The sequence below is a fragment of the Timaviella obliquedivisa GSE-PSE-MK23-08B genome, from assembly GCA_019358855.1.
Taxonomy (GTDB): Bacteria; Cyanobacteriota; Cyanobacteriia; order Elainellales; family Elainellaceae; genus Timaviella; species Timaviella obliquedivisa.
Map to the genome: position 1 here is coordinate 44,837 of JAHHII010000011.1, position 19,877 is coordinate 64,713.

At 47.5% G+C, this 19,877-nt stretch carries 22 protein-coding genes; 9 read left to right on the forward strand and 13 right to left on the reverse strand.

The genetic code is table 11. The features are described 5' to 3' along the window. Nucleotides 1–100 precede the first annotated feature (100 nt). A complete protein-coding gene (locus tag KME11_17605; protein MBW4517027.1) occupies nucleotides 101–1,354 on the forward strand; it encodes a class I SAM-dependent methyltransferase in 1,254 nt (417 codons plus the stop codon). A gap of 106 nt (nucleotides 1,355–1,460) precedes the next feature. On the opposite strand, the gene KME11_17610 is transcribed toward KME11_17605, so the two are convergent. The 4 genes from KME11_17610 to KME11_17625 form a co-directional block, all read right to left on the reverse strand. Beyond that, the gene (locus KME11_17610; protein ID MBW4517028.1) at nucleotides 1,461–2,282 is read right to left on the reverse strand and encodes a cistern family PEP-CTERM protein; all 822 of its coding nucleotides are present in this window, start codon (nucleotides 2,280–2,282) and stop codon (nucleotides 1,461–1,463) included. Nucleotides 2,283–2,601: 319 nt separating this feature from the next. Beyond that, on the reverse strand, nucleotides 2,602–4,080 hold the full coding sequence (locus KME11_17615) for a PQQ-dependent sugar dehydrogenase (GenBank protein MBW4517029.1): 1,479 nt from the start codon (nucleotides 4,078–4,080) through the stop codon (nucleotides 2,602–2,604). 26 nt (nucleotides 4,081–4,106) lie between these two features. Next, nucleotides 4,107–5,081: a cysteine synthase A gene (locus KME11_17620; GenBank protein ID MBW4517030.1), complete on the reverse strand. Its 975-nt coding sequence runs from the start codon at nucleotides 5,079–5,081 to the stop codon at nucleotides 4,107–4,109. Between the two features lie 90 nt (nucleotides 5,082–5,171). Beyond that, complete coding sequence (locus KME11_17625) at nucleotides 5,172–5,381, reverse strand: helix-turn-helix transcriptional regulator (protein ID MBW4517031.1); 210 nt, start codon at nucleotides 5,379–5,381, stop codon at nucleotides 5,172–5,174. Between the two features lie 234 nt (nucleotides 5,382–5,615). Here KME11_17625 and KME11_17630 point away from each other — a divergent pair, with 234 nt between their 5' ends. The 7 genes from KME11_17630 to KME11_17660 all read left to right on the forward strand — a co-directional run bounded on the left by KME11_17630 (nucleotide 5,616) and on the right by KME11_17660 (nucleotide 11,747). Further along, a complete protein-coding gene (locus KME11_17630; GenBank protein MBW4517032.1) occupies nucleotides 5,616–5,825 on the forward strand; it encodes a hypothetical protein in 210 nt (69 codons plus the stop codon). Nucleotides 5,826–6,234: 409 nt separating this feature from the next. Then, nucleotides 6,235–7,317, forward strand: coding sequence for an amino acid ABC transporter substrate-binding protein (locus tag KME11_17635; protein ID MBW4517033.1), 1,083 nt, complete (start codon nucleotides 6,235–6,237; stop codon nucleotides 7,315–7,317). A gap of 114 nt (nucleotides 7,318–7,431) precedes the next feature. Next, nucleotides 7,432–8,589 carry an ABC transporter permease subunit gene (locus KME11_17640; protein MBW4517034.1) on the forward strand — a complete coding sequence of 386 codons (1,158 nt, stop codon included), beginning with the start codon at nucleotides 7,432–7,434 and terminating at the stop codon, nucleotides 8,587–8,589. A 57-nt stretch (nucleotides 8,590–8,646) separates the two neighbouring features. Continuing rightward, complete coding sequence (locus KME11_17645) at nucleotides 8,647–9,858, forward strand: amino acid ABC transporter permease (protein ID MBW4517035.1); 1,212 nt, start codon at nucleotides 8,647–8,649, stop codon at nucleotides 9,856–9,858. A gap of 102 nt (nucleotides 9,859–9,960) precedes the next feature. Then, complete coding sequence (locus KME11_17650; protein ID MBW4517036.1) at nucleotides 9,961–10,716, forward strand: amino acid ABC transporter ATP-binding protein; 756 nt, start codon at nucleotides 9,961–9,963, stop codon at nucleotides 10,714–10,716. Nucleotides 10,717–10,803: 87 nt separating this feature from the next. Next, nucleotides 10,804–11,202 carry a hypothetical protein gene (locus tag KME11_17655; GenBank protein MBW4517037.1) on the forward strand — a complete coding sequence of 133 codons (399 nt, stop codon included), beginning with the start codon at nucleotides 10,804–10,806 and terminating at the stop codon, nucleotides 11,200–11,202. Between the two features lie 104 nt (nucleotides 11,203–11,306). Further along, entirely contained in the window at nucleotides 11,307–11,747 is a 441-nt protein-coding gene (locus KME11_17660; protein MBW4517038.1) for a dTDP-4-dehydrorhamnose 3,5-epimerase, read from the forward strand. A gap of 15 nt (nucleotides 11,748–11,762) precedes the next feature. Here the strand turns inward: KME11_17660 and KME11_17665 are convergent, their stop codons facing one another. The 4 genes from KME11_17665 to KME11_17680 form a co-directional block, all read right to left on the reverse strand. Beyond that, the gene (locus KME11_17665; protein ID MBW4517039.1) at nucleotides 11,763–12,488 is read right to left on the reverse strand and encodes a hypothetical protein; all 726 of its coding nucleotides are present in this window, start codon (nucleotides 12,486–12,488) and stop codon (nucleotides 11,763–11,765) included. Nucleotides 12,489–12,555: 67 nt separating this feature from the next. Further along, nucleotides 12,556–13,941, reverse strand: coding sequence for an argininosuccinate lyase (argH, locus tag KME11_17670; protein MBW4517040.1), 1,386 nt, complete (start codon nucleotides 13,939–13,941; stop codon nucleotides 12,556–12,558). A 126-nt stretch (nucleotides 13,942–14,067) separates the two neighbouring features. Next, nucleotides 14,068–14,313: a hypothetical protein gene (locus KME11_17675; protein MBW4517041.1), complete on the reverse strand. Its 246-nt coding sequence runs from the start codon at nucleotides 14,311–14,313 to the stop codon at nucleotides 14,068–14,070. 95 nt (nucleotides 14,314–14,408) lie between these two features. After that, nucleotides 14,409–15,836, reverse strand: a complete 1,428-nt coding sequence (locus KME11_17680) for a PP2C family protein-serine/threonine phosphatase (GenBank protein ID MBW4517042.1) — start codon at nucleotides 15,834–15,836, stop codon at nucleotides 14,409–14,411. A 292-nt stretch (nucleotides 15,837–16,128) separates the two neighbouring features. Here KME11_17680 and ribD point away from each other — a divergent pair, with 292 nt between their 5' ends. Continuing rightward, on the forward strand, nucleotides 16,129–17,229 hold the full coding sequence (gene ribD, locus KME11_17685) for a bifunctional diaminohydroxyphosphoribosylaminopyrimidine deaminase/5-amino-6-(5-phosphoribosylamino)uracil reductase RibD (protein ID MBW4517043.1): 1,101 nt from the start codon (nucleotides 16,129–16,131) through the stop codon (nucleotides 17,227–17,229). Between the two features lie 117 nt (nucleotides 17,230–17,346). On the opposite strand, the gene KME11_17690 is transcribed toward ribD, so the two are convergent. The 5 genes from KME11_17690 to KME11_17710 form a co-directional block, all read right to left on the reverse strand. Beyond that, on the reverse strand, nucleotides 17,347–17,682 hold the full coding sequence (locus KME11_17690) for a DUF5615 family PIN-like protein (GenBank protein MBW4517044.1): 336 nt from the start codon (nucleotides 17,680–17,682) through the stop codon (nucleotides 17,347–17,349). A gap of 10 nt (nucleotides 17,683–17,692) precedes the next feature. Further along, complete coding sequence (locus tag KME11_17695; GenBank protein ID MBW4517045.1) at nucleotides 17,693–17,989, reverse strand: DUF433 domain-containing protein; 297 nt, start codon at nucleotides 17,987–17,989, stop codon at nucleotides 17,693–17,695. 52 nt (nucleotides 17,990–18,041) lie between these two features. Next, nucleotides 18,042–18,530, reverse strand: coding sequence for a GNAT family N-acetyltransferase (locus tag KME11_17700; protein ID MBW4517046.1), 489 nt, complete (start codon nucleotides 18,528–18,530; stop codon nucleotides 18,042–18,044). A 5-nt stretch (nucleotides 18,531–18,535) separates the two neighbouring features. Continuing rightward, entirely contained in the window at nucleotides 18,536–19,135 is a 600-nt protein-coding gene (locus KME11_17705; GenBank protein MBW4517047.1) for a tRNA isopentenyl-2-thiomethyl-A-37 hydroxylase MiaE, read from the reverse strand. Between the two features lie 120 nt (nucleotides 19,136–19,255). Then, a complete protein-coding gene (locus tag KME11_17710; protein MBW4517048.1) occupies nucleotides 19,256–19,867 on the reverse strand; it encodes a glutathione S-transferase N-terminal domain-containing protein in 612 nt (203 codons plus the stop codon). Nucleotides 19,868–19,877 lie beyond the last annotated feature (10 nt).

The following is a 19,877-nucleotide window of genomic DNA, read 5'->3' on the forward strand; positions in this document are numbered from 1 at the left end:
AAGTCAAGCTCAAGACCTACTCTAAATCCAACGATAAAGTCAGGTTTCATTAGCCTAGTCGAAACATTTCGCCAAAGTTTTACTTCAAAGGAATCTCACAATGAACCAACTGCCGAGTGGAGAGCACTATCTCTACCAGCTTTTTAGCTCAATTGAATCAGGCGACTTGACCGTGACTAACCCGCAAGGTCAAAAATTTAACTTTGGCACCGCTGGCACTTTGCCCCAAGTCCATCTCAATATCCACAATCCTAAAACCTACGATCGCATTCTGACCTACGGCGCACTCGGTTTTTGTGAAGCCTACATGGAAGGTTGGTGGGATGAAAAAAATGATAATTTAGTCGAACTTATTGGACTGTTTTATCGCAACGGAGTGTACAACAAAGTTAATGCTCAGTTTGCAGTTAAGCTTGCATTCAAAGCCATCACTCAGAGACTTTTAACTCTGCCTACAGTGATTCAAAATAGCCGCAGAAATGTTCAGCATCACTACGATCTAGGCAACGACTTTTACCAACAATTTCTTGACCCAACGCTAACTTACTCCTGCGGCTATCGTTTGCATGAAAGCGACACGCTGGAGCAAATGCAAAACCAAAAGTATGAGCTAATTTGCCGCAAACTGTCACTCCAGCCTGGAGAGTCATTGATTGACATTGGCTGCGGCTGGGGTGGAATGCTGATTTATGCTGCCGAGCATTATGGCATTTTAGGAACAGGCATTACGCTGAGCCTAGAGCAAGAGAAGCTAGCAAAAGCGCGAATTGAGCAAAGAGGCTTGACAGATAAAATCAAAATTGTGCTGGCAGACTATCGAGAGATTCAGGGGCAATACGATAAGTTTGTCAGCATTGGCATGTTTGAGCATGTGGGCAAGGGAAATTTTGGCACCTTCATGCACAAGACAGCAACATTACTGAAACCCGGTGGAGCAGGAATGCTGCATACGATCGGCACAACCAGCAAAGAACGGAATGGAGCCTGGGTTGACAAATATATTTTTCCAGGAGGCTATGCCCCACAGATTCATGAATTAGCCCAAGAGATGATGGCGGCGAAGCTAACTCTTGCCCACTGCGAAAACCTCAAGCCCCATTACGCTGAAACTTTAAAGCTGTGGGCAATGAATTTTACCCAGAATCGCTCAGAAATTGCGGCTCTTTCTCCTACTTATGACGATCGCTTTTTGCGCATGTGGTATCTGTATTTACAGTCGTTTGAGGCTTCTTTTAGGTATGGCGCACTGCATGTTTATCAACTGTTGTTTTATCCAGGAAAGCCCTGGCAGTTAAGCGTACCGCTTGATTTCTCTAAGCCCGTTGAGAAGGTCGGAGCGATCGCTGCTCGATAGCAACTATCCCAATCGGCTTAGTTTAAGAGATTCTGCCTAGAAATGCAAAAAAGGTGCGTTTAATAACGCACCTCTAGGAATAACTCATCAACCTTTTTAGAAATGACTAAGCTTCACAAGTCTCTTGCCTACGCTTCTTTTTGAAGCGGAGAGCCGCTAACCCTGTAATCATCAATGCACCGATTGTCGCAGGTTCAGGAACCTTTCGGGTTGGTGGCGGTGGAGTAACAGGAGGAACAAACAAAATAGATTTACCCGTTCCACTGGTACCTAAGGATGTTCCTGAAATACTTTGGTAGCGTACACCCAAGTTAGATAGCGAGAAACTATTGATTGCACCATTCAGGGTAAGGCTTGCCAGAAAGCTTCCTTGTTGAAACGATCCAGGTAGCGACTGATTGTTGTTCACACCGCCGTTCTGTCCACCCTGACAGGTGTTACCATCGTTGTAACATACATCAATATCCCCAAATTGATTGGGAAGGGATCCATTTAGGTGCCCGTTGGTGAATAAGCCGGAAGAACTCGCGGCAGTTTCTTCTTTATCAGTATTAAATCCCAAACCGGAAACTCTAGAACCAATTGCGCCACTAGACGTGTTTTTAAGCACAATCTCAAACTGAGCAATCGTTTGCGCTACCGTCGTTGTGACAGCGCTTTTCCCTTTGCCTGTCGTAGTGGTGCTTGAAGTGGGAGCAAAGCCCAGAAACTTGAATGTGGCTTCTGAGGTTAAGCCTGAAACAGTTTGAGTGGAAACGTTTCCGTCAAATTTCACAGTGAAAGACTTGTTAAGGTCTTCAGTGCTTACTCCTACAGTGTTATTGGTAAAAGAAAAGGCTGATGCAGAAGAGGCAAACCCAGTTAAACAGATTGAGGCGATCGCCAATCCCGACAATCCAACTGTTAGATTTTTCAATGACTTTGACATAGGTGTTTAGGGTTCCTTATCTAGTAACTTGGGAAACAGGTAGAACATTCTGACTCAGTACTAGACGATGGGTATCGAATAATACTCAGACAATTGTCCCCATACTGACACAAGAACTAACTAACTATATTCTTTTTACAAAAACTTTATCTAGCGTTTGCCTGCCAAGATGATTTCTGACAGATGAGTCAGAAATCAGTAAAGCCAGATCTTGACAAAGGCTTTTGTTTAAGCATTCGACCGAAAGCGTGTCCACAAGAGCCGAGCGATTCGGAACAAATATTTGTTTTTTGAAGGAACTCTTAGTCAGGGACAGACCTTAAGCAACATCGATTCGGTAGATTACGCCCTTATCACTGTCGCTGGAGAAATTCGTCAGATAAAGGTTGTTCTTTTCATCTTGTCCAAAGGTAGAAATGAGATAGGGAGAATCTACAAGCAGTTGATTTTCCCAGGTGCCAGCGGAAGTTTGGCGGAGTCCCCAAACTTTGCCGCTGACAAAATCGCCGTAGACGTAGGTACCTTGCAGCCCAGCGATCGCATTCCCGCGATAAACATAGCCACCTGTAATAGACCGCCCTTCGTCACGGTCATAGACAAAAACCGGGGGCGTTAAGCCTGTTTTGTTAACCACTTTGCTGTCATCAGGATAAGGCGTGTTGCCCTCTAATAAATTCCAGCCGTAGTTCTGTCCGCCAGCGCTGCCGGGTTGAAAGTTAATTTCTTCGTAACGATTTTGCCCAACATCGGCAGTGTAAAGGTTCCCAGTAGGCGCATCGATCGAGAAACGCCACGGGTTACGCAATCCTAATGACCAAATTTCATCGCGCACATTATTTTGGGGGTCGCTGGCTGCGCCAAAAGGATTGGTGCTCGGAATGGCATAGGGATTGGCGCTCGGAGATTCCACATCAAGGCGGAGGATTTTGCCTAAAAGGGATTGAGGATTCTGAGCATTGCCATTTGGGTCACCCCCGCCGCCGCCATCGCCTGTTGAAATGTAAAGGTAGTTGTTGGCATCAAAGGCAAGCTGTCCGCCATAGTGGTTTTGAGCACCCGGATGAGGAATGGTGAGCAGAATTTGTTCACTGGCTTCAATGGCATCGTTAGGATTGGTAGCACTAGTTTGGAAACGAGAGATCACGATATCTCCGTTTTTATTGGTGTAGTCTACGTAAAAGCGACGAGTGGTGGAATAACTCAATGGAAAGGCAACACTAGCAAGTCCTTGTTCGCTAGCAGTAGAAACGCGATCGCTAATATCTAAAAAAACTTTAGGTTTGCCGTTCTCAATAATTTGAATTTTGCCTGCTTTCTCCGTTACAAATAGGCGATCGCTGCCATCGCCCGCATTCGTTACAAAAGTGGGTTCTATTAACCCTGTTGCTACTGGAGTTAACTTAATTTTAGGCAGATTGGCAAGAGGAAGGGGGAGAGAGGAAGGGTCGCCGCTCTGGATAGAAGTAGCAGTCAGGATAAGGCGATAACGGGTATTACTTTTGTTAGAGAAACTGCGAACGTAGTAGGTGCCACTGTCCAGGGTACGGTCGATCGCTTCTGACCGTTTGCCCCGCAGCGCCGAGGTTTGCAGAACTTTGCCCTGGCGATCGAGCAGTTGCACATCAGCATTGCGTTTCAGCTTATCCATCACTAGGCTAAAGCGGCTGCGGCTTTTGAGCGTGACTCTGTAGTAATCCTCTGGGTCATTTCCTCCGACCGAGTTTCGTAGAACTTGGCGGCGATCGGACAAATTAATTTTTGTCGCCGTCTTTAGAGTGTTGCCTACATCTTTTGCCATGGTCGTGCCCCAGCGCGTCGTTTCAATTAACCTGGCTTCAACCCTTTTGATTTAAGCCATTCCTGATTAAACAACCTCGACTGATAGCGAGCGCCACCATCGCAAAGGACTGTAACAATAGTGTGTCCTGCACCCATTTGTTTAGCCAAGGCGATCGCCGCACCTACATTAATGCCAACCGAGCCACCCATAAATAAGCCATCCTCTCGCATCAATTGATACACCACCCGCAGTGCCTCGGGGTCATCAATTTGTATGGCATCGTCGATCGGCACCCCTGCCAAATTCGCTGTCACTCGACTATTGCCAATTCCTTCCGTAACAGAACTCCCCTCAGCATGAATTTCTCCAGTTTTCGCATAGCTATATAAGCCGCTGCCCATCGGGTCTGCCAACACGCATTTCACGTTGGGATTTTTCTCCTTAAGCAACAGCGCTACGCCTCCATAGGTTCCCCCAGTTCCAGTAGCCGACACCCAAGCGTCAACCTTGCCTTCAGTTTGCTGCCAAATCTCCATCCCAGTCGTTTCGTAATGCGCTTGTCGGTTGGCAAGGTTATCGAACTGGTTTGCCCATACCGCGTTTTCCATTTCCTCCGCCACTCTGCCCGACAACCGCACATAGTTATTAGGGTCTTTGTAAGGGACTGCCGGAACCGTCCGAACCTCTGCACCCAGCGTTCGCAGCAAGTCAATTTTTTCTTGAGATTGCGTGTCTGGAATAATAATTAGGCACTTGTAGCCCTTAGCATTGCAAATATGGGCTAAGCCAATCCCTGTATTGCCTGCGGTGCCCTCTACAACTGTGCCACCAGGCTTTAGGATTCCTCTTTTTTCTGCATCTTCAATGATGTAAAGAGCAGCCCGATCTTTAACCGAGCCACCCGGATTCAGGAATTCTGCCTTACCTAAAATTTCGCAACCCGTTTCTTCGCTAAAGCTATTTAAACGAATTAGGGGCGTATTGCCCACGGCACCTACAAAACCTTGTCTAATGTCCATATCAATTTCCTGATTTCTGCCCCTGACAAGATTCTAAGGCTTTGTCGGAGTTATGCCCTCATTCATCAGGGGAGATGGCAAAGCACCACGTTAATCTTCTGTTATTTCTACCAAGTCTTCTAAGGTAGCTTCTAAAACACGGGCGATTTTATAGACAATTGATAAGTCAACAGTATTGAGAATGTTTTGAGAGTAGTCCTCGACGGTTGCATATTGAACGCCAGCATAATTGGCGATCTCTTCAAGCGTCCAGCCTTTTGCGTCTGCCAACTCTTGAATTCGTAACTTAACATGACCCATAACGATAGGAAAAGAATAGATGAATTGGGCAGACTCAGATCTATACATTTATAGTCTAGAATGACCGTAGTCATACCGATTGAGTCGCTTAATGTTCTAGGGATTGGTCAAGAAAGCGATCGCTTTGTTAAGTATTTGTAACTGTTATTGTGCTCTTGCCCATAAAACATTGCCTACTGGGATTAGTAGTGTAGAGTAAGTAAATCTAAAGAAATTCTTAAGCCGGAGGTTGTTATGAGTCCCAGTATGCTACGTCAGTTTTGGTCACTCGTTGAAACAATCTATTCGGAAATTCCTTTAGCCCTGGATGACAACAGCCTGATCCAGTGGCTATTGCGACAGATGCGTGCTCGTCGCCTCCTCAATGCCGAGGAAACTGATCTCCTAGTTCACTATATCCACGATCGCCTGCCTCTAATTCGCGAATTAGAACAGACAGCCTAGCATAGCAAATCTCAGTCTGTCGGGTTTTCATGGCAACGTGTTAATTTAAAATTATTATTAATTCCAACTTAAGAAATCAAACCAAAGGGAGATGCGTAGATGAAAGTTACGTTCCTCCCTTTTTTATTATGTGATGGCAAGATGTGAAGTTTGATACAAAAGAAAGTTAAAAGAAGTGGAATGTTAGGGGAGCCAGAAGAAATCTTTCCAGAAGCTTCTAGTCAACCTTCTGGGTGCTTCCGTTGAATTGTCTTAACAGTCATTTATTTTGGTCGAGTAAATGAACTATATTGCTTAAGCAGATTAGAACAGAAGACTTTTAGGCTTTTCTAGAATGATTCTAGAAGCATTCTTGTTTGAGATAGTGTCCGTTTTAGTTTTATTGGATTGATAAGTGAGTAAAACACCTATGTATAGATGGAGTTCTGTGCTGCTAGCAGCAACCCTTTCAGTAGCGGCACTAGCGGGCTGTACAACAGCTCCGACGGGCATATCTGGTTCGCCCGCTGCTGATGCACCCGCAGCTGCGGGTGCACCCAGTCGCTTAGACACCATTATTTCTCGGGGCAAATTAATCTGTGGGGTAGAAGGAACTATCCCAGGATTCAGCTTTGTAGACTCCAATGGTCAGTACACAGGCTTAGACGTAGATGTTTGTAAAGCCGTCGCCGCTGCTATCTTTGGTGACCCCGAAAAAGTTGAATATCGCAACTTAGATTCCACTGCTCGCTTCCCGGCTGTGACTAGCGGCGAAGTCGATATGCTGGCGCGTAACACGACTTGGACGGCTAGCCGCGATGCTGCAGGCGGTAACGGCTTAGAATTCGCGCCGACAACTTTCTTTGATGGGCAAGGCTTGATGGCGACCACAGCGAGCGGCATCAAATCTTTCAAAGATCTAGACGGCAAAGCAGTTTGTGTCGAAACTGGAACCACGACCGAATTGAACCTGGCAAGCCGCGCAACTGAAGCTGGCATTAAGGTTAATGAAGTGAAATTCCAAGATTCAAACGCGAACTTCGCGGCGTATCAAGAAGGGCGCTGCGAAGCAATTACAACCGATCGCTCTCAACTAGCAGCAAAGCGGACTTCTCTTCCGAACCCAGCAGATAATATTTTGTTGGAAGACGTTCTTTCTAAAGAACCCTTGGGCCCTGTTACTGTCAATGGCGATTCACGCTGGTTTGATGTCGTTAAATGGGTGACCTACGGGCTCTTCCAAGCCGAAGAGTTTGGGATCACTCAAGCCAACGTAGAACAGAAAGTGAACGATAACAGCCCTGATGTCAAGCTCTTCTTAGGCGGAGAGAAGGATTTAGGCAAACAGTTAGGCTTGCCGAACGATTACATGGTTAATGTCATCAAGGCAGTCGGGAACTACGGCGAAATTTACGAGCGCAATATTGGTTCTGGCTCTGCCCTGAAAATCGATCGGGGCTTAAACAACCTCTGGACTGAGGGCGGCTTGATGTATTCTCCCCCATTCCGCTAAAGCGGCAGAGACGTTTTAATAGAGCGTCTCTTTCAATCCTGCGAGAGACGTTCTCAGCGAACGTCTCTCTGCTCTGACTCAAAGACAAGAAAGGTAATTGGCAGGAGCCGACCTATGGATGGCAGCGAAAAGGTTCCTATTTGGCGAGATGAGCGCTATGTGCAAATTGCGTTTCAGGCGATCGTATTGCTCATTATTATTGCTGTGGCGCATCTCTGTTTCAGCAATATGCTTAACAACCTGAAACAGCAAGGACGACAGTTTAATTTTGGGTTTTTGCTCAGTCAGTCAGGTTTTAATATTGGAGAAACGCTGGTTCCTTATGACACCACATCTCCTTACTACTGGGCGTTTTTTGTTAGTTTTTTGAATGCCTTGCGCTTAATCTTGGTAGGGATTGTCGCTACGACGGTGCTGGGCGTTGTTGCCGGGATTGCCAGCTTTTCAGATAACTGGCTGCTGCGCAAATTAAATTTGGTTTATGTCGAAGTGGTTCGCAACACGCCGCTTTTACTTCAGTTATTTGTTTGGTATTTTGCAGTATTTTTTGGGTTTTCAGATAAAGGTAAAACCTCCCAGCTACCCGGTTCAATTTTTGTCAGTAAGAAGGGAATTGTGATTCCTTGGCCAGCAAGTTCGCCATTGCTAGGCATTTTGTTAGGAATTTTGCTAGCAGGAGCGATCGCAGCATATTTTATTTGGAAGCGCCGCATCACCCGCATGGAAGAGCAGGGCGCATCGGGTCAGCAAGAGCAACTTATTTTACTTAGTATGGCGACGGTAGGTCTTTTAGTGGTGCTGTTTGGGCTGGGCTGGGAAATGCCCAGAATGGCAGAAGGCAACGTCGAAGGCGGCTTACGAGTGTCGGTAGAGTACGGGGCAATGTTATTTGGGCTCGTGTTTTACACAGGCGCTTTCATTGCCGAAATTGTGCGGGCAGGCATTCAATCAGTCTCTAAGGGACAGTGGGAGGCTGCTCGGGCTTTGGGGTTGCCGACCAGTTCGGCGATGCGGTTGGTGGTTTTTCCCCAAGCGCTACGAGTGATTTTGCCTTCGTTGAGCAGTCAGTACATCAATCTGGCAAAGAACTCTAGCTTGGCGTTGGCGATCGGTTATCCCGAAATTTTTGCGACGGCTCAAACGACGCTAAACCAGTCAGGACGACCCGTTGAGGTAATTCTGCTGATCATGGCGATTTACTTATCCATCACTCTATTTATTTCATTGGTGATGAACACCTTAAACCGTTTGGTGCAGTTTAGAGAACGGTAAACCCTTAACCTGATCCAGTTCTAGGTCTTAGATTTAGTTTTGAGAGTAATTGCTGCCATGACAACTGCCCATCCTTCAACTGCTTCACCACCGCCTATTGCTCAAGTAGGGGCGATCGCCTGGGTTCGCAAAAACTTATTTAGCAACTGGTTCAACACCCTGCTTACTCTCGTTTTGGTGCTAGTGCTGAGTAGAACCTTGCTAGGGTTTTTGTCCTGGGCAACGACACAAGCCAAATGGCAGTTAATTCCAGCCAACTTGTCATTGTTTTTTATTGGGCGCTATCCCGTGGGTCAAATGTGGCGTATTTGGAGCGTTTTAGCTCTAATCGCGGCTCTAGGGGGATTTAGCTGGGGAGTGTTATCCCGCAATGTGCCTCGACTCTTTAGCCGGACGACGCTGATTCTGTTTGGATTAGTGGCAGCGATCGCCGTTCTTATGCCTACCCCTGTACCGTTCCGAATTTTGCTATTGGCGATCGAGGGTTTAGTGCTGGCAACCACCTGGGGCGGACGCATTGCCGGACACCGTATTCCCAAGCTGGGACAATGGCTGGCTTTTGCCTGGTCGTTCTCCTTTCTAATCGTCTGGTGGCTGATTGCTGGTGGTCTAGGACTAACGCCCGTAGGAACCAGCAACTGGGGTGGCTTAATGCTGACTGTGTTCATGGCTGTAGTCAGCATCTTGTTGTGCTTTCCCCTAGGAATTTTGCTGGCATTGGGGCGACAGAGTAGCTTGCCTGTCATTCGCGGACTTTCAGTAGCGTTTATTGAGGTGGTGCGGGGCGTGCCGCTCATTGCCCTACTTTTTGTGGGTTCTAATATGATTCCGCTATTTTTGCCCCCTAGCATCCGCCCTAACTTGGTCGTTCGAGCCATCATTGGCTTAACGCTGTTTAGCTCGGCATATCTAGCAGAAAATGTCCGAGGCGGCTTACAGTCAATTCCAAGAGGGCAGTCGGAGGCAGCCAACGCATTGGGCTTGAATCCGGGGCTAACTACAGCACTCATTGTTTTGCCTCAAGCACTCAAGGTTTCGATTCCGGCAATGGTGGGTCAGTTTATTAGTTTGCTGCAAGACACAACCCTGGTTTCAATTTTAGGGTTGTTTGACCTGCTAGGCATTAGCCGCACAGTTTTGGCTAACCCACAGTTTATTGGACGTTATGCAGAGGCGTACATTTTCATTGGCATTATTTACTGGGTTTTTTGTTATGCCATGTCTGTAGGCAGTCGTCAGATTGAAAAGCAGTTGAATACAGAGCATTAAAAATACAGAGCATCAAAAGTACAGAGCATTGAATGAGAGCACTAATCATAGAGCACTAACATAGGGAGAATGAGTAGGATGACACAGATGCAAACAGACGAGATGGCAAATGGTGCAGTGGGGTCAGAGGCAGTCATTGTTGCCGACAACGTGGAGAAGTGGTACGACAATAATTTCCATGTTCTACGCGGAGTTAGCCTGACGGTGACTAAGGGTGAAGTCGTGGTTGTCATGGGCCCGTCTGGGTCAGGAAAATCTACTTTTATCCGCACGTTCAATGCATTAGAACGTTACCAAAAAGGCAGCATTACCATTGATGGCATTCTTCTGTCCCATGACCTCAAAAATATTGAAACCATTCGGCGTGAAGTGGGCATGGTGTTTCAACAGTTTAATCTGTTCCCCCACTTATCAGTGTTGCAGAATGTGATGTTGGCTCCCATTTGGGTGAGGCGATGGCCCAAAGCAAAGGCTGAAGCAGAAGCGCTACGGCTGCTAGACCGAGTAGGAATTCTGGAGCAGGCGAAAAAGTTTCCGGGGCAATTGTCGGGCGGACAGCAACAGCGTGTGGCGATCGCTCGTGCTTTAGCAATGCAGCCCAAAATCATGTTATTTGATGAACCCACTTCAGCGCTTGACCCTGAAATGGTGCGGGAAGTGCTAGACGTAATGAGAACACTAGCAGGTTCGGGCATGACTATGGTCTGCGTCACTCACGAAGTGGGGTTTGCTCGCGAAGTTGCCGATCGCGTCGTGTTTATGGATAGCGGTTTGTTGGTAGAGCAAGCCACGCCCGATAATTTTTTCAACCATCCTAAAGAAGAAAGAACTCAAAAATTTCTGTCACAGATTCTCTAGAAAGGTAATCATAGATCTATTTGCTGATAGATCTCGACAGGAATCGCCCCTATGACCACCGATCGCTCTCCCTCGTCTAATCAATCGATTACCGATCGCCTCAACCTCAAAAACCTTCGTCTCGCGCTGCTGCGGCTGCATAAGCTCTTGCTTGATGGTGAACGTCGTGCTTACGAGCAAACGCATGGGCGCGTTAGCCCTAACGAGTTATTGCGCCTAGTGATGCATGACGAATGGTTCGACTGGCTTCATCCTATTTCTCGGTTAGTGGTTGAAATTGATGACTTGCTCAAAGCCGAAGAGGTAGAGATCTTAACCCACGCAAATGGCTTAGTACTTCAGGCTAAAACGTTGCTCAACCCTTCAGAAGCAGGCAACCTCTTTGAGCAGAAATACTACACTGCAATTCAGCGAGAACCAGACGTGGTGTTAGCTCACGCTAGCTTGATGGAGTTTTTAGAAAATATTGTTCAGAAGCCGTCTTAAGTTAGCAGCACTAAGCTAGCGAAGGACTGTTGCTTTTGTCACACTTCTTTATACTTGACCAACGTACAATTGTATGTATCAAGATGCGTATTGAGGTGTTTGATATGGCTCTGATCAGTCGCGTTGAAATTCGTTTGTTAGATTCGATTAAGGGCGGCATGGTTGAATTCTATACGCCTCAGTCTAGTCATGAAACGGTGCTAGCACAAGTTCCGGCACACATGGTTGATGATTTGTTTGTCCATCATTTTCAAACCGATCAACTCTTAGTCGTCCGGGGTAGCATGGTGCTAGTGGTGTTGCAAAATCGCCAGTATCAATACATTCCTTTAAGCGATCGCCATCCCACTGTCGTCACCATTCCCCCCGGAGTTCCCCACGGAGCCATCAACCTCAACTCAGAACCTTGCGTCTTAGTCAACGCTGTTCTCCGTCACGGGGCTGCTCATGCCAAAGACTATCGACCGCTTAAAAAGCCTTTCCCTTACGACCTGGCTAAAGCAGAGGCTCTGTTGCTAGAGGTAGAAGCGCCTTTGAGTGCTTAGATTGAACCCTTTTGCTTAGTAAAGGACAGGTCGGCGATCGAAAGACTCAGTCGCAATCCGAACGTAAGCAGACACCCATTTGAAGAGGTTAGCCGTTTTGAAAGGAATGGAAACTTTGCTGAACAAAATTACAGCAAATAGCTCTCCTGAGGGCATCATCCCCCCAAACCCCAAAACTGACTGGACTTGATAAGGAATGACAAACTCCTTTTGGGCAGGGATATAGGGACTGCCTAATGCTTCAGGGACATAAAAGACATTAAAAGCCTTGTGAGGCACCTCTGTAATTAAAGTGGGGGTGGGTTCAATGACTGCGCTCACTTCTAATCCAAACTGCTGAATCAACTGCAAGATCATGGGCGCACGATTGACAAACTCTTGGTCAATGAGCGGGATGGCGCGATGTCCTGTCGATTCATGCCTCACATTCCATTGAGGCTCGTCACCCGCAGTTGCTAGCAAAGTCAGGCATTTAGTATTTCGCTGAATCGATCGCCCCTTAAGAATTCCTTTGGCTGATTCCTGTAGTTCTGCACTCAGATCTTTGTAAGGATAAGTCTTAAAGAAACGAACCAAAGTGCAGGCTTGTTTGCCCGTACTTCGATCCGTCAAATTTTCATAGAGATAACGAACAATCCGGTTCGCTGTTTCTTCCATGCTTTTGGATTGCTCGTCCATGTTGCGGAGGGTGACCGCACACCGACACATGTCATCTTTAGTAAACGTGGCTAGGTTGTACATTTCGGTGATTCGCGAGTAGCGCCTCTAGATAGAATTGTCGGAAAATCAGCCGCACCCCATCTTGGATCTAAAACCGCTGTTTCGCCACTGCGATCGCCGCTCTGACTTGCTCAAACCCTGTTCCACCATAGCTGTTTCGGGCAGCAACTACTTGTCGAGGGGCGATCGCCTCGTAAATATCAAGCTCAAACGCAGGATGAATTGCTTTCCACTCCTCCAAGCTCAAATCCTTCAGCAGTTTTCCAGCCGCCAAAGAAGTCTTAACCACTTTACCAACCATGTTATATGCTTCCCGGAAGGGTACACCTTTTGCAGCTAAATAGTCTGCGACATCCGTGGCATTAGAAAAATCTTCTGTCACTGCCGCATTCAACCGAGCCGGACGAAATTCTAGTCCTTCCTGCATCAAAATGGTCATGGCTTCCACACAAGATCTAACTGTTTTAACGCCATCAAACAGCGCTTCCTTATCTTCTTGTAAATCCTTGTTGTATGCCAGGGGCAATCCTTTCATCAGTACCAGCATTCCTTGTAAATGTCCGAACACCCGCCCAGTTTTGCCCCGAACCAATTCTGGAACATCTGGGTTTTTCTTTTGAGGCATAATGCTGGAACCCGTAGAGCAGCTATCCTTCAGCTTAATAAAGCTAAACTCCTCCGAAGCCCAAAGAATCACTTCTTCCGACAACCGAGAGAGATGCACCATGATGAGGCTGGCAGCACACAGAAATTCGATCGCAAAGTCTCGATCGCTGACTCCATCCAGGCTATTGGCGTACACTCGCTCAAACCCTAGCTTATCAGCACTGTAATGCCGATCGATCGGAAAAGTCGTTCCTGCCAATGCCCCACAGCCCAGCGGCGAAATATTTACCCTCTGATATACATCTCCCAATCGTTCCCAATCCCGTTGGGTCATTTCCACATATGCCAGCAGATGATGGGCAAGGCTCAGGGGTTGCGCTCGCTGTAAATGGGTGTAGCCTGGAATCAGGGTTTCCACGTGCTGTTCGGCAATGTTCAGCAGTGCAGTTTGAAAGCCCTGAAGCTGCTGGCGCAATTGAATGATTTGATCTCTTAAATAAAGGCGCGTGTCAGTGCCGACTTGATCATTGCGCGATCGGGCGGTGTGCAGCTTTTTACCCACGTCTCCCACTAGCTCTGTCAGCCGTCGCTCTACCGCAAAGTGAACATCCTCCGACTCTACGCCTGGGGTAAACTGCCCTTGCCGATACTCTTGGCGCACTGCCTCCAGCCCCTCTACCAACGCTGCGCCTTCTTCAGCAGGAATAATGCCCGTGTGCGCCAGCATTTGAGCATGGGCTTGGGAGCCTGTAATGTCGTATTCAATGAGTTCAATGTCAAAGCTAATGCTAGCGTTGAAACGCGCGATCGCTGGGTGCAACGCCGATTCAAAGCGCTGGCTCCAAGTTTCAGAAGAAGAGGGATTCATAGCGTTTAGGTTAGTCACTTTCTAAAGAAGAAAATCAATACAGGGTCAGCCGTGTATCATAGTTGAGAAAGTACCTAACACTAAGTTGATTTTGATACCAAATCAATTTACAAACGGGTCAATATCCTAGCCATAGCTGGTCATTCCTCGCAACATAAACCCCAGTACCAAGCCAATAATCAGCGCCCAAACTTGTCCCGTTTTCAAGAAGTTGTCGAACCAGCCACGAGTGGCAGCAAAAACATCAGTGTTAAATTGTGCTAAATGGTTCCAGTCCCAGTGCAGTTGCCAAAGCAGTCCTTGATGAAGGTCAGCCCAAGTATTTACCTCTGCCAATCCAGTCATTTGCTGCATCAAATCAATAGCAATCATGGCGTGCCCTCAAGAAGTCTCAGGATCTATGACAAGCACTAAGTTTGGCACAGGTTAGAAAATTTGGAGTGCCAGACAACAAATTGATATCTCGGCTAAAGATTTTCGGGGTTGACCTTCATGACGATTAGGGTCATATCATCTTCGTTGTGGCGATCGGCACCAATAAATTCTTGCACCTGGTCGAAGAGATAGTTCAGGATGATTTGAGGCGTATCGAAGCGACGGCAGGCGATTTGGAAATGGTGAGCAAGGCTTTCTTCATCAAAACGATCGCCATTTTGGTTAGAGGCATCGGTGAATCCGTCCGTGTAGTAGATCAACGTATCGCCCGGCTGTAAATGTACCTGCGCTTCACCGTAGCGACTGTCCATATCCAAGCCAATCAGCATTCCCAGCGTATCTAGCCGTTTGAGCGTGCCCGTCGCGGCTTGCCACAGAAGCGGCGGGTGATGTGCCGCATTACTATAGGAAAGCAGTCGTGATTTTGAGTCATATTCTGAGTAAAACAGCGTGGCGAATCGATTAGAATTTTCCAAATCAGCGTACATGACATGATTTAGGTGCTGCAAAATCCGTGAAGGACTATGAGCATTCAGCACCTCAGCCCGCAGCATTCCCCGCAGCATGGTCATAATTAACCCAGCGGGTACGCCTTTCCCCATCACATCGCCGATCGCCAAACTCCAGCGCCCCGATTCCACCACGCCTGCTTTCTTATTAATTTGGTCGTGGTTAGCCGGAATAAAATCGTAATAGTCGCCCCCCACTCGGTTTGCCGTTTTGCATCGGGCTGCCAACTCAACCCCGTCGATCTTGGGACAATTTCGAGGTAAAAGCTGCACCTGAATTTCTGCACCAATTTCCAACTCCCGATCCAAGCGCTCTTTCTTCCGCAGTTCCACCGTTAGCTCATCGTTTTCGATCGCCACAGCGGTTTGGTCTGCAACTAGCCGCACCAACTTCTGGCGAGTATCTGTCCAGGTATATTCCGGGTCGCGGCTAAAGACATAGAGCCGTCCTCGCTCCAAATTCTTTGTCAAAATAGGCGTGCCAAAAAGCTGTATTGAATGCCCCAAAGAACTAATCACCTGCTGATCTAACGCCGTTGTCGGGCTGGTAAAAGGCAACGACACCTTTTCGTAGGAAGACGCAGCGCTAGCAGTGAGTTGGCGAGTCGCTGCCTCCAGGGCAACTCGCACATCTTGGCATTGGTTATCTTGACAGTGCAGCCGTTCTAAGCGCATTTGTCCATTAGGTTTAAATAATACTAAAGCACCCCCATCTGCATCGGTAACTCGACTGGCAATCAGAGGAGTTAGTTCTAAAAATTGATTAAGGTTCTTAAAACTCCGGAGGGCAAAACCTAAAGAACTCAGCAAATCTTGGATTTTATTCTGCTCTCGACTCAGCCTAGAAACCAGTTCCTTCAACGCAAACACAGGAGTAACGTCTGGCGGCGCGTTGCCACCAGCATAGTCAGAAGGTTGGGAGGGCTGTCGAGGAGCAGGCACAGCAGTCATTGAGTAGAAGAATGATCGGACACAGGAAGAACAAACAATAGAAGCGATCGAGAGCCAGAGTTATAATGCGACTTTACAGAAATACTGTTTTCGACTAAATCTTACTCTTTTAGGTCATTACTTGAAGCCATTTGATATTAGTAACGCTAAATATCAGTTCTGCCAATGGGACGAGGGGTCAGGCTTTTATAAGATACCCATTAGACGCTCTCTCTCTACAGAGAAATTAAAGATAGCAAAGCCTCTTGAGTATTGCGTAACACTCTATATAAGTCATCAAGCGTAGCAAACAATGAGCTTAGAATTCGATTGCTTAGAATTCGATCGCCGCATGATTCTCCATTGCCTAGATTTGGCGCGTCGAGCCTTAGGGCAAACCGCACCTAACCCACTGGTAGGTTCTGTAATTGTTCAAGGCGAAGAAATTATTGGCGAGGGGTTTCATCCTAAAGCTGGAGAGCCTCATGCTGAGGTGTTTGCGCTACGGGCGGCTGGAGAACAAGCAAGAGGCGCGATCGCCTACGTTAACCTAGAGCCTTGCAGCCACTATGGGCGGACTCCTCCCTGTGCCAATGCCCTCATTGAAGCAGGCGTTGCCAAGGTGGTAATTGGCATGATTGATCCGAACCCTCAGGTTGCTGGAGCAGGCATTGCCAAACTACGCGATGCGGGCATTGAAGTTTTAGTAGGAATAGAAGAAGCTGCCTGCCAAGCGCTTAACGAAGCATTTGTCTACCGAATACGCCATCAGCAACCCCTGGGCATTTTAAAGTACGCCATGACTCTAGATGGTAAGATTGCCGCCACAACAGGGCATAGCGCTTGGATCACAGCACCACCTGCCCGTGCCCTTGTCCATCAGATCCGGAGGAGCTGCGATGCTGTCGTGATTGGCGGCAACACGGCACGGCGAGACAATCCTCACCTTACTAGTCACGGGCAAGGACACAATCCTTTGCGGGTGGTGATGAGCCGATCGCTGGCATTACCCAAAACCGCCAACCTTTGGCAGACAGACATTGCACCCACCGTTGTCTTTACTGAAGTAGGAGCAAACCCCAATTTTCAGAAATTTCTAGCTCAACAAGGAGTAGAAGTGGTGGAATTGTTGGCGCTTACGCCTGCTCAAGTTATGGCGAATCTGGGCGATCGCGGCTTTCTTTCGGTGTTGTGGGAGTGCGGCGGCAGGTTGGCGGCAGAGGCGATCGCCGATCAGGCTATCCAAAAGATTCTGGCTTTCATTGCGCCCAAAATTATTGGCGGGACACTGGCTCCTTCCCCCATTGGAGATCTAGGGCTGACCCGAATGACAGATGCATTGGAGCTAGAGCGGGTAACGTGGCGATCGGTGGGGGTTGATCTGTTAATGGAGGGTTATTTGGGCGATCACTAGGTTTTCTCGTCACGTTGCTCATTGGTCGCCTCCATCTAGCCAGATCTTGGTCTGACGATCGTTGAAGTTAACTTGATATCATCACTATTGGCAGAATTTTACGGAGAAGGCTAAATCTCACAAATATTGCACCTGCCCTATCATTTCATCAGGGGAAAGAACTTGATGCAGTAAAATCAGTTGCTCGACGATTTCACCCATTGAACGGGCATCTTTGCGGCAATAAGCAATTCCAGAATGATCGTTACGGGTACTGGCAATTTTCGGAAAGTCATCATCGTGGGTAACAATGACCCGCGCTTCACGTTGAATGTAGGCTAACTGTGTCAAATCGCTTTGTCCGATTAAGTTTGCTTCTGATATGGTTGACACCTCAATTTCAGATCGTCGTAAGGCGGCAGCAATCGCTGAACTAACATTTTCATCTAGATGGAAGCGAATTCGATCAGCCATGAAAATTCATCTATGCCAACTTCTTTTGAAGGGGAGACGGATGATTCTGGCGAAATTCTTCAGCAAAGGCTTCTGAGTCAGTAATGCTCTGAGCGATTTCGACTTGATGATCGTAGTAGTAAGCCATTGCCGTATGAACAGCAGCTAAGGATAATTCATATTCTTGGGCAACAGTTTCGAGAGGCTGTCCCATCCGAAGATAAAGGATTGCAATATCCGCTACTGTGATGCGACGACCTGCGATTCTAGGTTTTCCACCGCGCACACCGGGAGTTGTTTCAATGTGTTGATTGAGGGCACTGATCATGGCGATCGCATTGAGAAATGATGCTTCAAGTTTAGCGCTGAGGGGACAATGCCTATTTGGCTGAGAGAGATTTAACGTAGATGCGATCGCACCGATCGGTATCTATGCCAGTACTCGGCTCGTAACCATTGCGTTCGTAGAGTTGAACGGCTTCTTTCAAAACGCTGGCGGTTTGAATCCATATTTGGGTATAGCCCTGAAGGGCGATCGCCGCTTCCAAAGCCTGCAATAAATAGCGCCCCAGTCCTTGCCCTCGCACTTCTGGGCTTAAGTACATCTTGCGAATCTCTACAGCATTCTCGCCCCGCGCCACAGGATAATAACCTGCTGTGCCCACCAAACGCCCTTGGGTTTCAATTACCCAAAACTCTCCACCCTTTGTCCAGTAGGAATCTTCTACAGTTAAAACATCCTGGTCGGCACCAACAGGTTCGTTAGAAAGACCATACTCCACTAGGATAGATTGGATGTGTTTGGCAGCAGATTGGCGATCGCTGGGTTGCCAATCGCGGATAAGAAAGTCGCGGTAAATAGCCTGCATCACGTTTAGCTATGAATTCTGGGTTCTGGAAACAGGGTCGAAAGTAGCTCACTCTCCACGATCGCCAACTCTTCTAGCCGCTGATTAACAACTTCCCGATCATAGTAATAGGTTGCCAATGTCCAATAAACTCCGTAGTGTCGGGCTTCGGATGCCATCAAGCCTCGGTAAAACTTAGCCAGTTCGGGTTCGGGGCAATGGGTGCCTAACAAGCCTAATCGCTCGTGGCTGCGGGCTTCGATGAGGCTAGAAACCAAAAGGGAATCGAGCTTGCGGTGAGGCTCATTTTTACGCATTTCTGCCTTCAGTCCGGCAGCATAGGGCGGTGCGTTAAGGGGTGCTAAAGGAATGCCGCGCCGATCAAGCCATTGATTAACCTGCTCAAAATGCTCTAATTCTTCTTGGGCGATCGCCGTCAAAGCTCGTACCAGCTTATCACTAGACAGATAGCGAAACATCATGTTCACCGCCGTTCCTGCGGCTTTGCGTTCGCAGTGGGAATGATCCAGCAAAATAATATCGAGGTTGGCGATCGCTTGTTCAATCCAAGCCTCCGAGGTCGGCTGCTTGAGAAACTTAATGGTAGGAAGCGTTGGAGTCATCATGGGCTACACAGTCTAATCCAGTTCAAACAGTCTAATCCAGTTCAAACGGAGAGGCATAAGCATTTATGCCCCTTTATTGTAAAGGTAGGGATATCAAGGACGAACCGCTGCAATTAGAATTTAAGAAATTTCGGGAACTGCCATACCCCGCTGAACGGCTGGACGTTGGGCGACCGCCTCCACCCAGCGCTTTAGATTAGGATGATTCTCAAGGGTCAACTCTTGGAATTCATAGATCGCTACCCAGGGATAAATCGCCATATCAGCGATCGAATATTCTCCACAGATAAATTCATTTGTGGCAAGCTGCTGATCTAAAACGCTGTACAGCCTCAACGTCTCAGTTTCATAACGGTTGATTGCATAAGGAATGGATTCGGGCGCAAACTTACGAAAATGATTGAGTTGCCCAAACATCGGACCAATGCTACCCATTTGCAACATCAACCATTCCAGTACTTGAAACCGAGCCTTCGTCTCAGTTGGCAAAAATCTTTCAGTCTTCTCCGCCAAGTAAATTAAAATTGCCCCCGACTCAAAAATCGACAAACCGCTCTCTTGATCCACGATCGCCGGAATTTTGCTATTGGGATTAATTGCCACAAATTCTGGCGTAAACTGATCTCCTTTGCGAATATCAATCACGTGTGGAGTGTAAGACAACCCCACTTCTTCCAGCATGATAGAAACTTTGCGTCCGTTAGGAGTGGTAAACGTGTAGAAATCAATCATGGTTTGGATG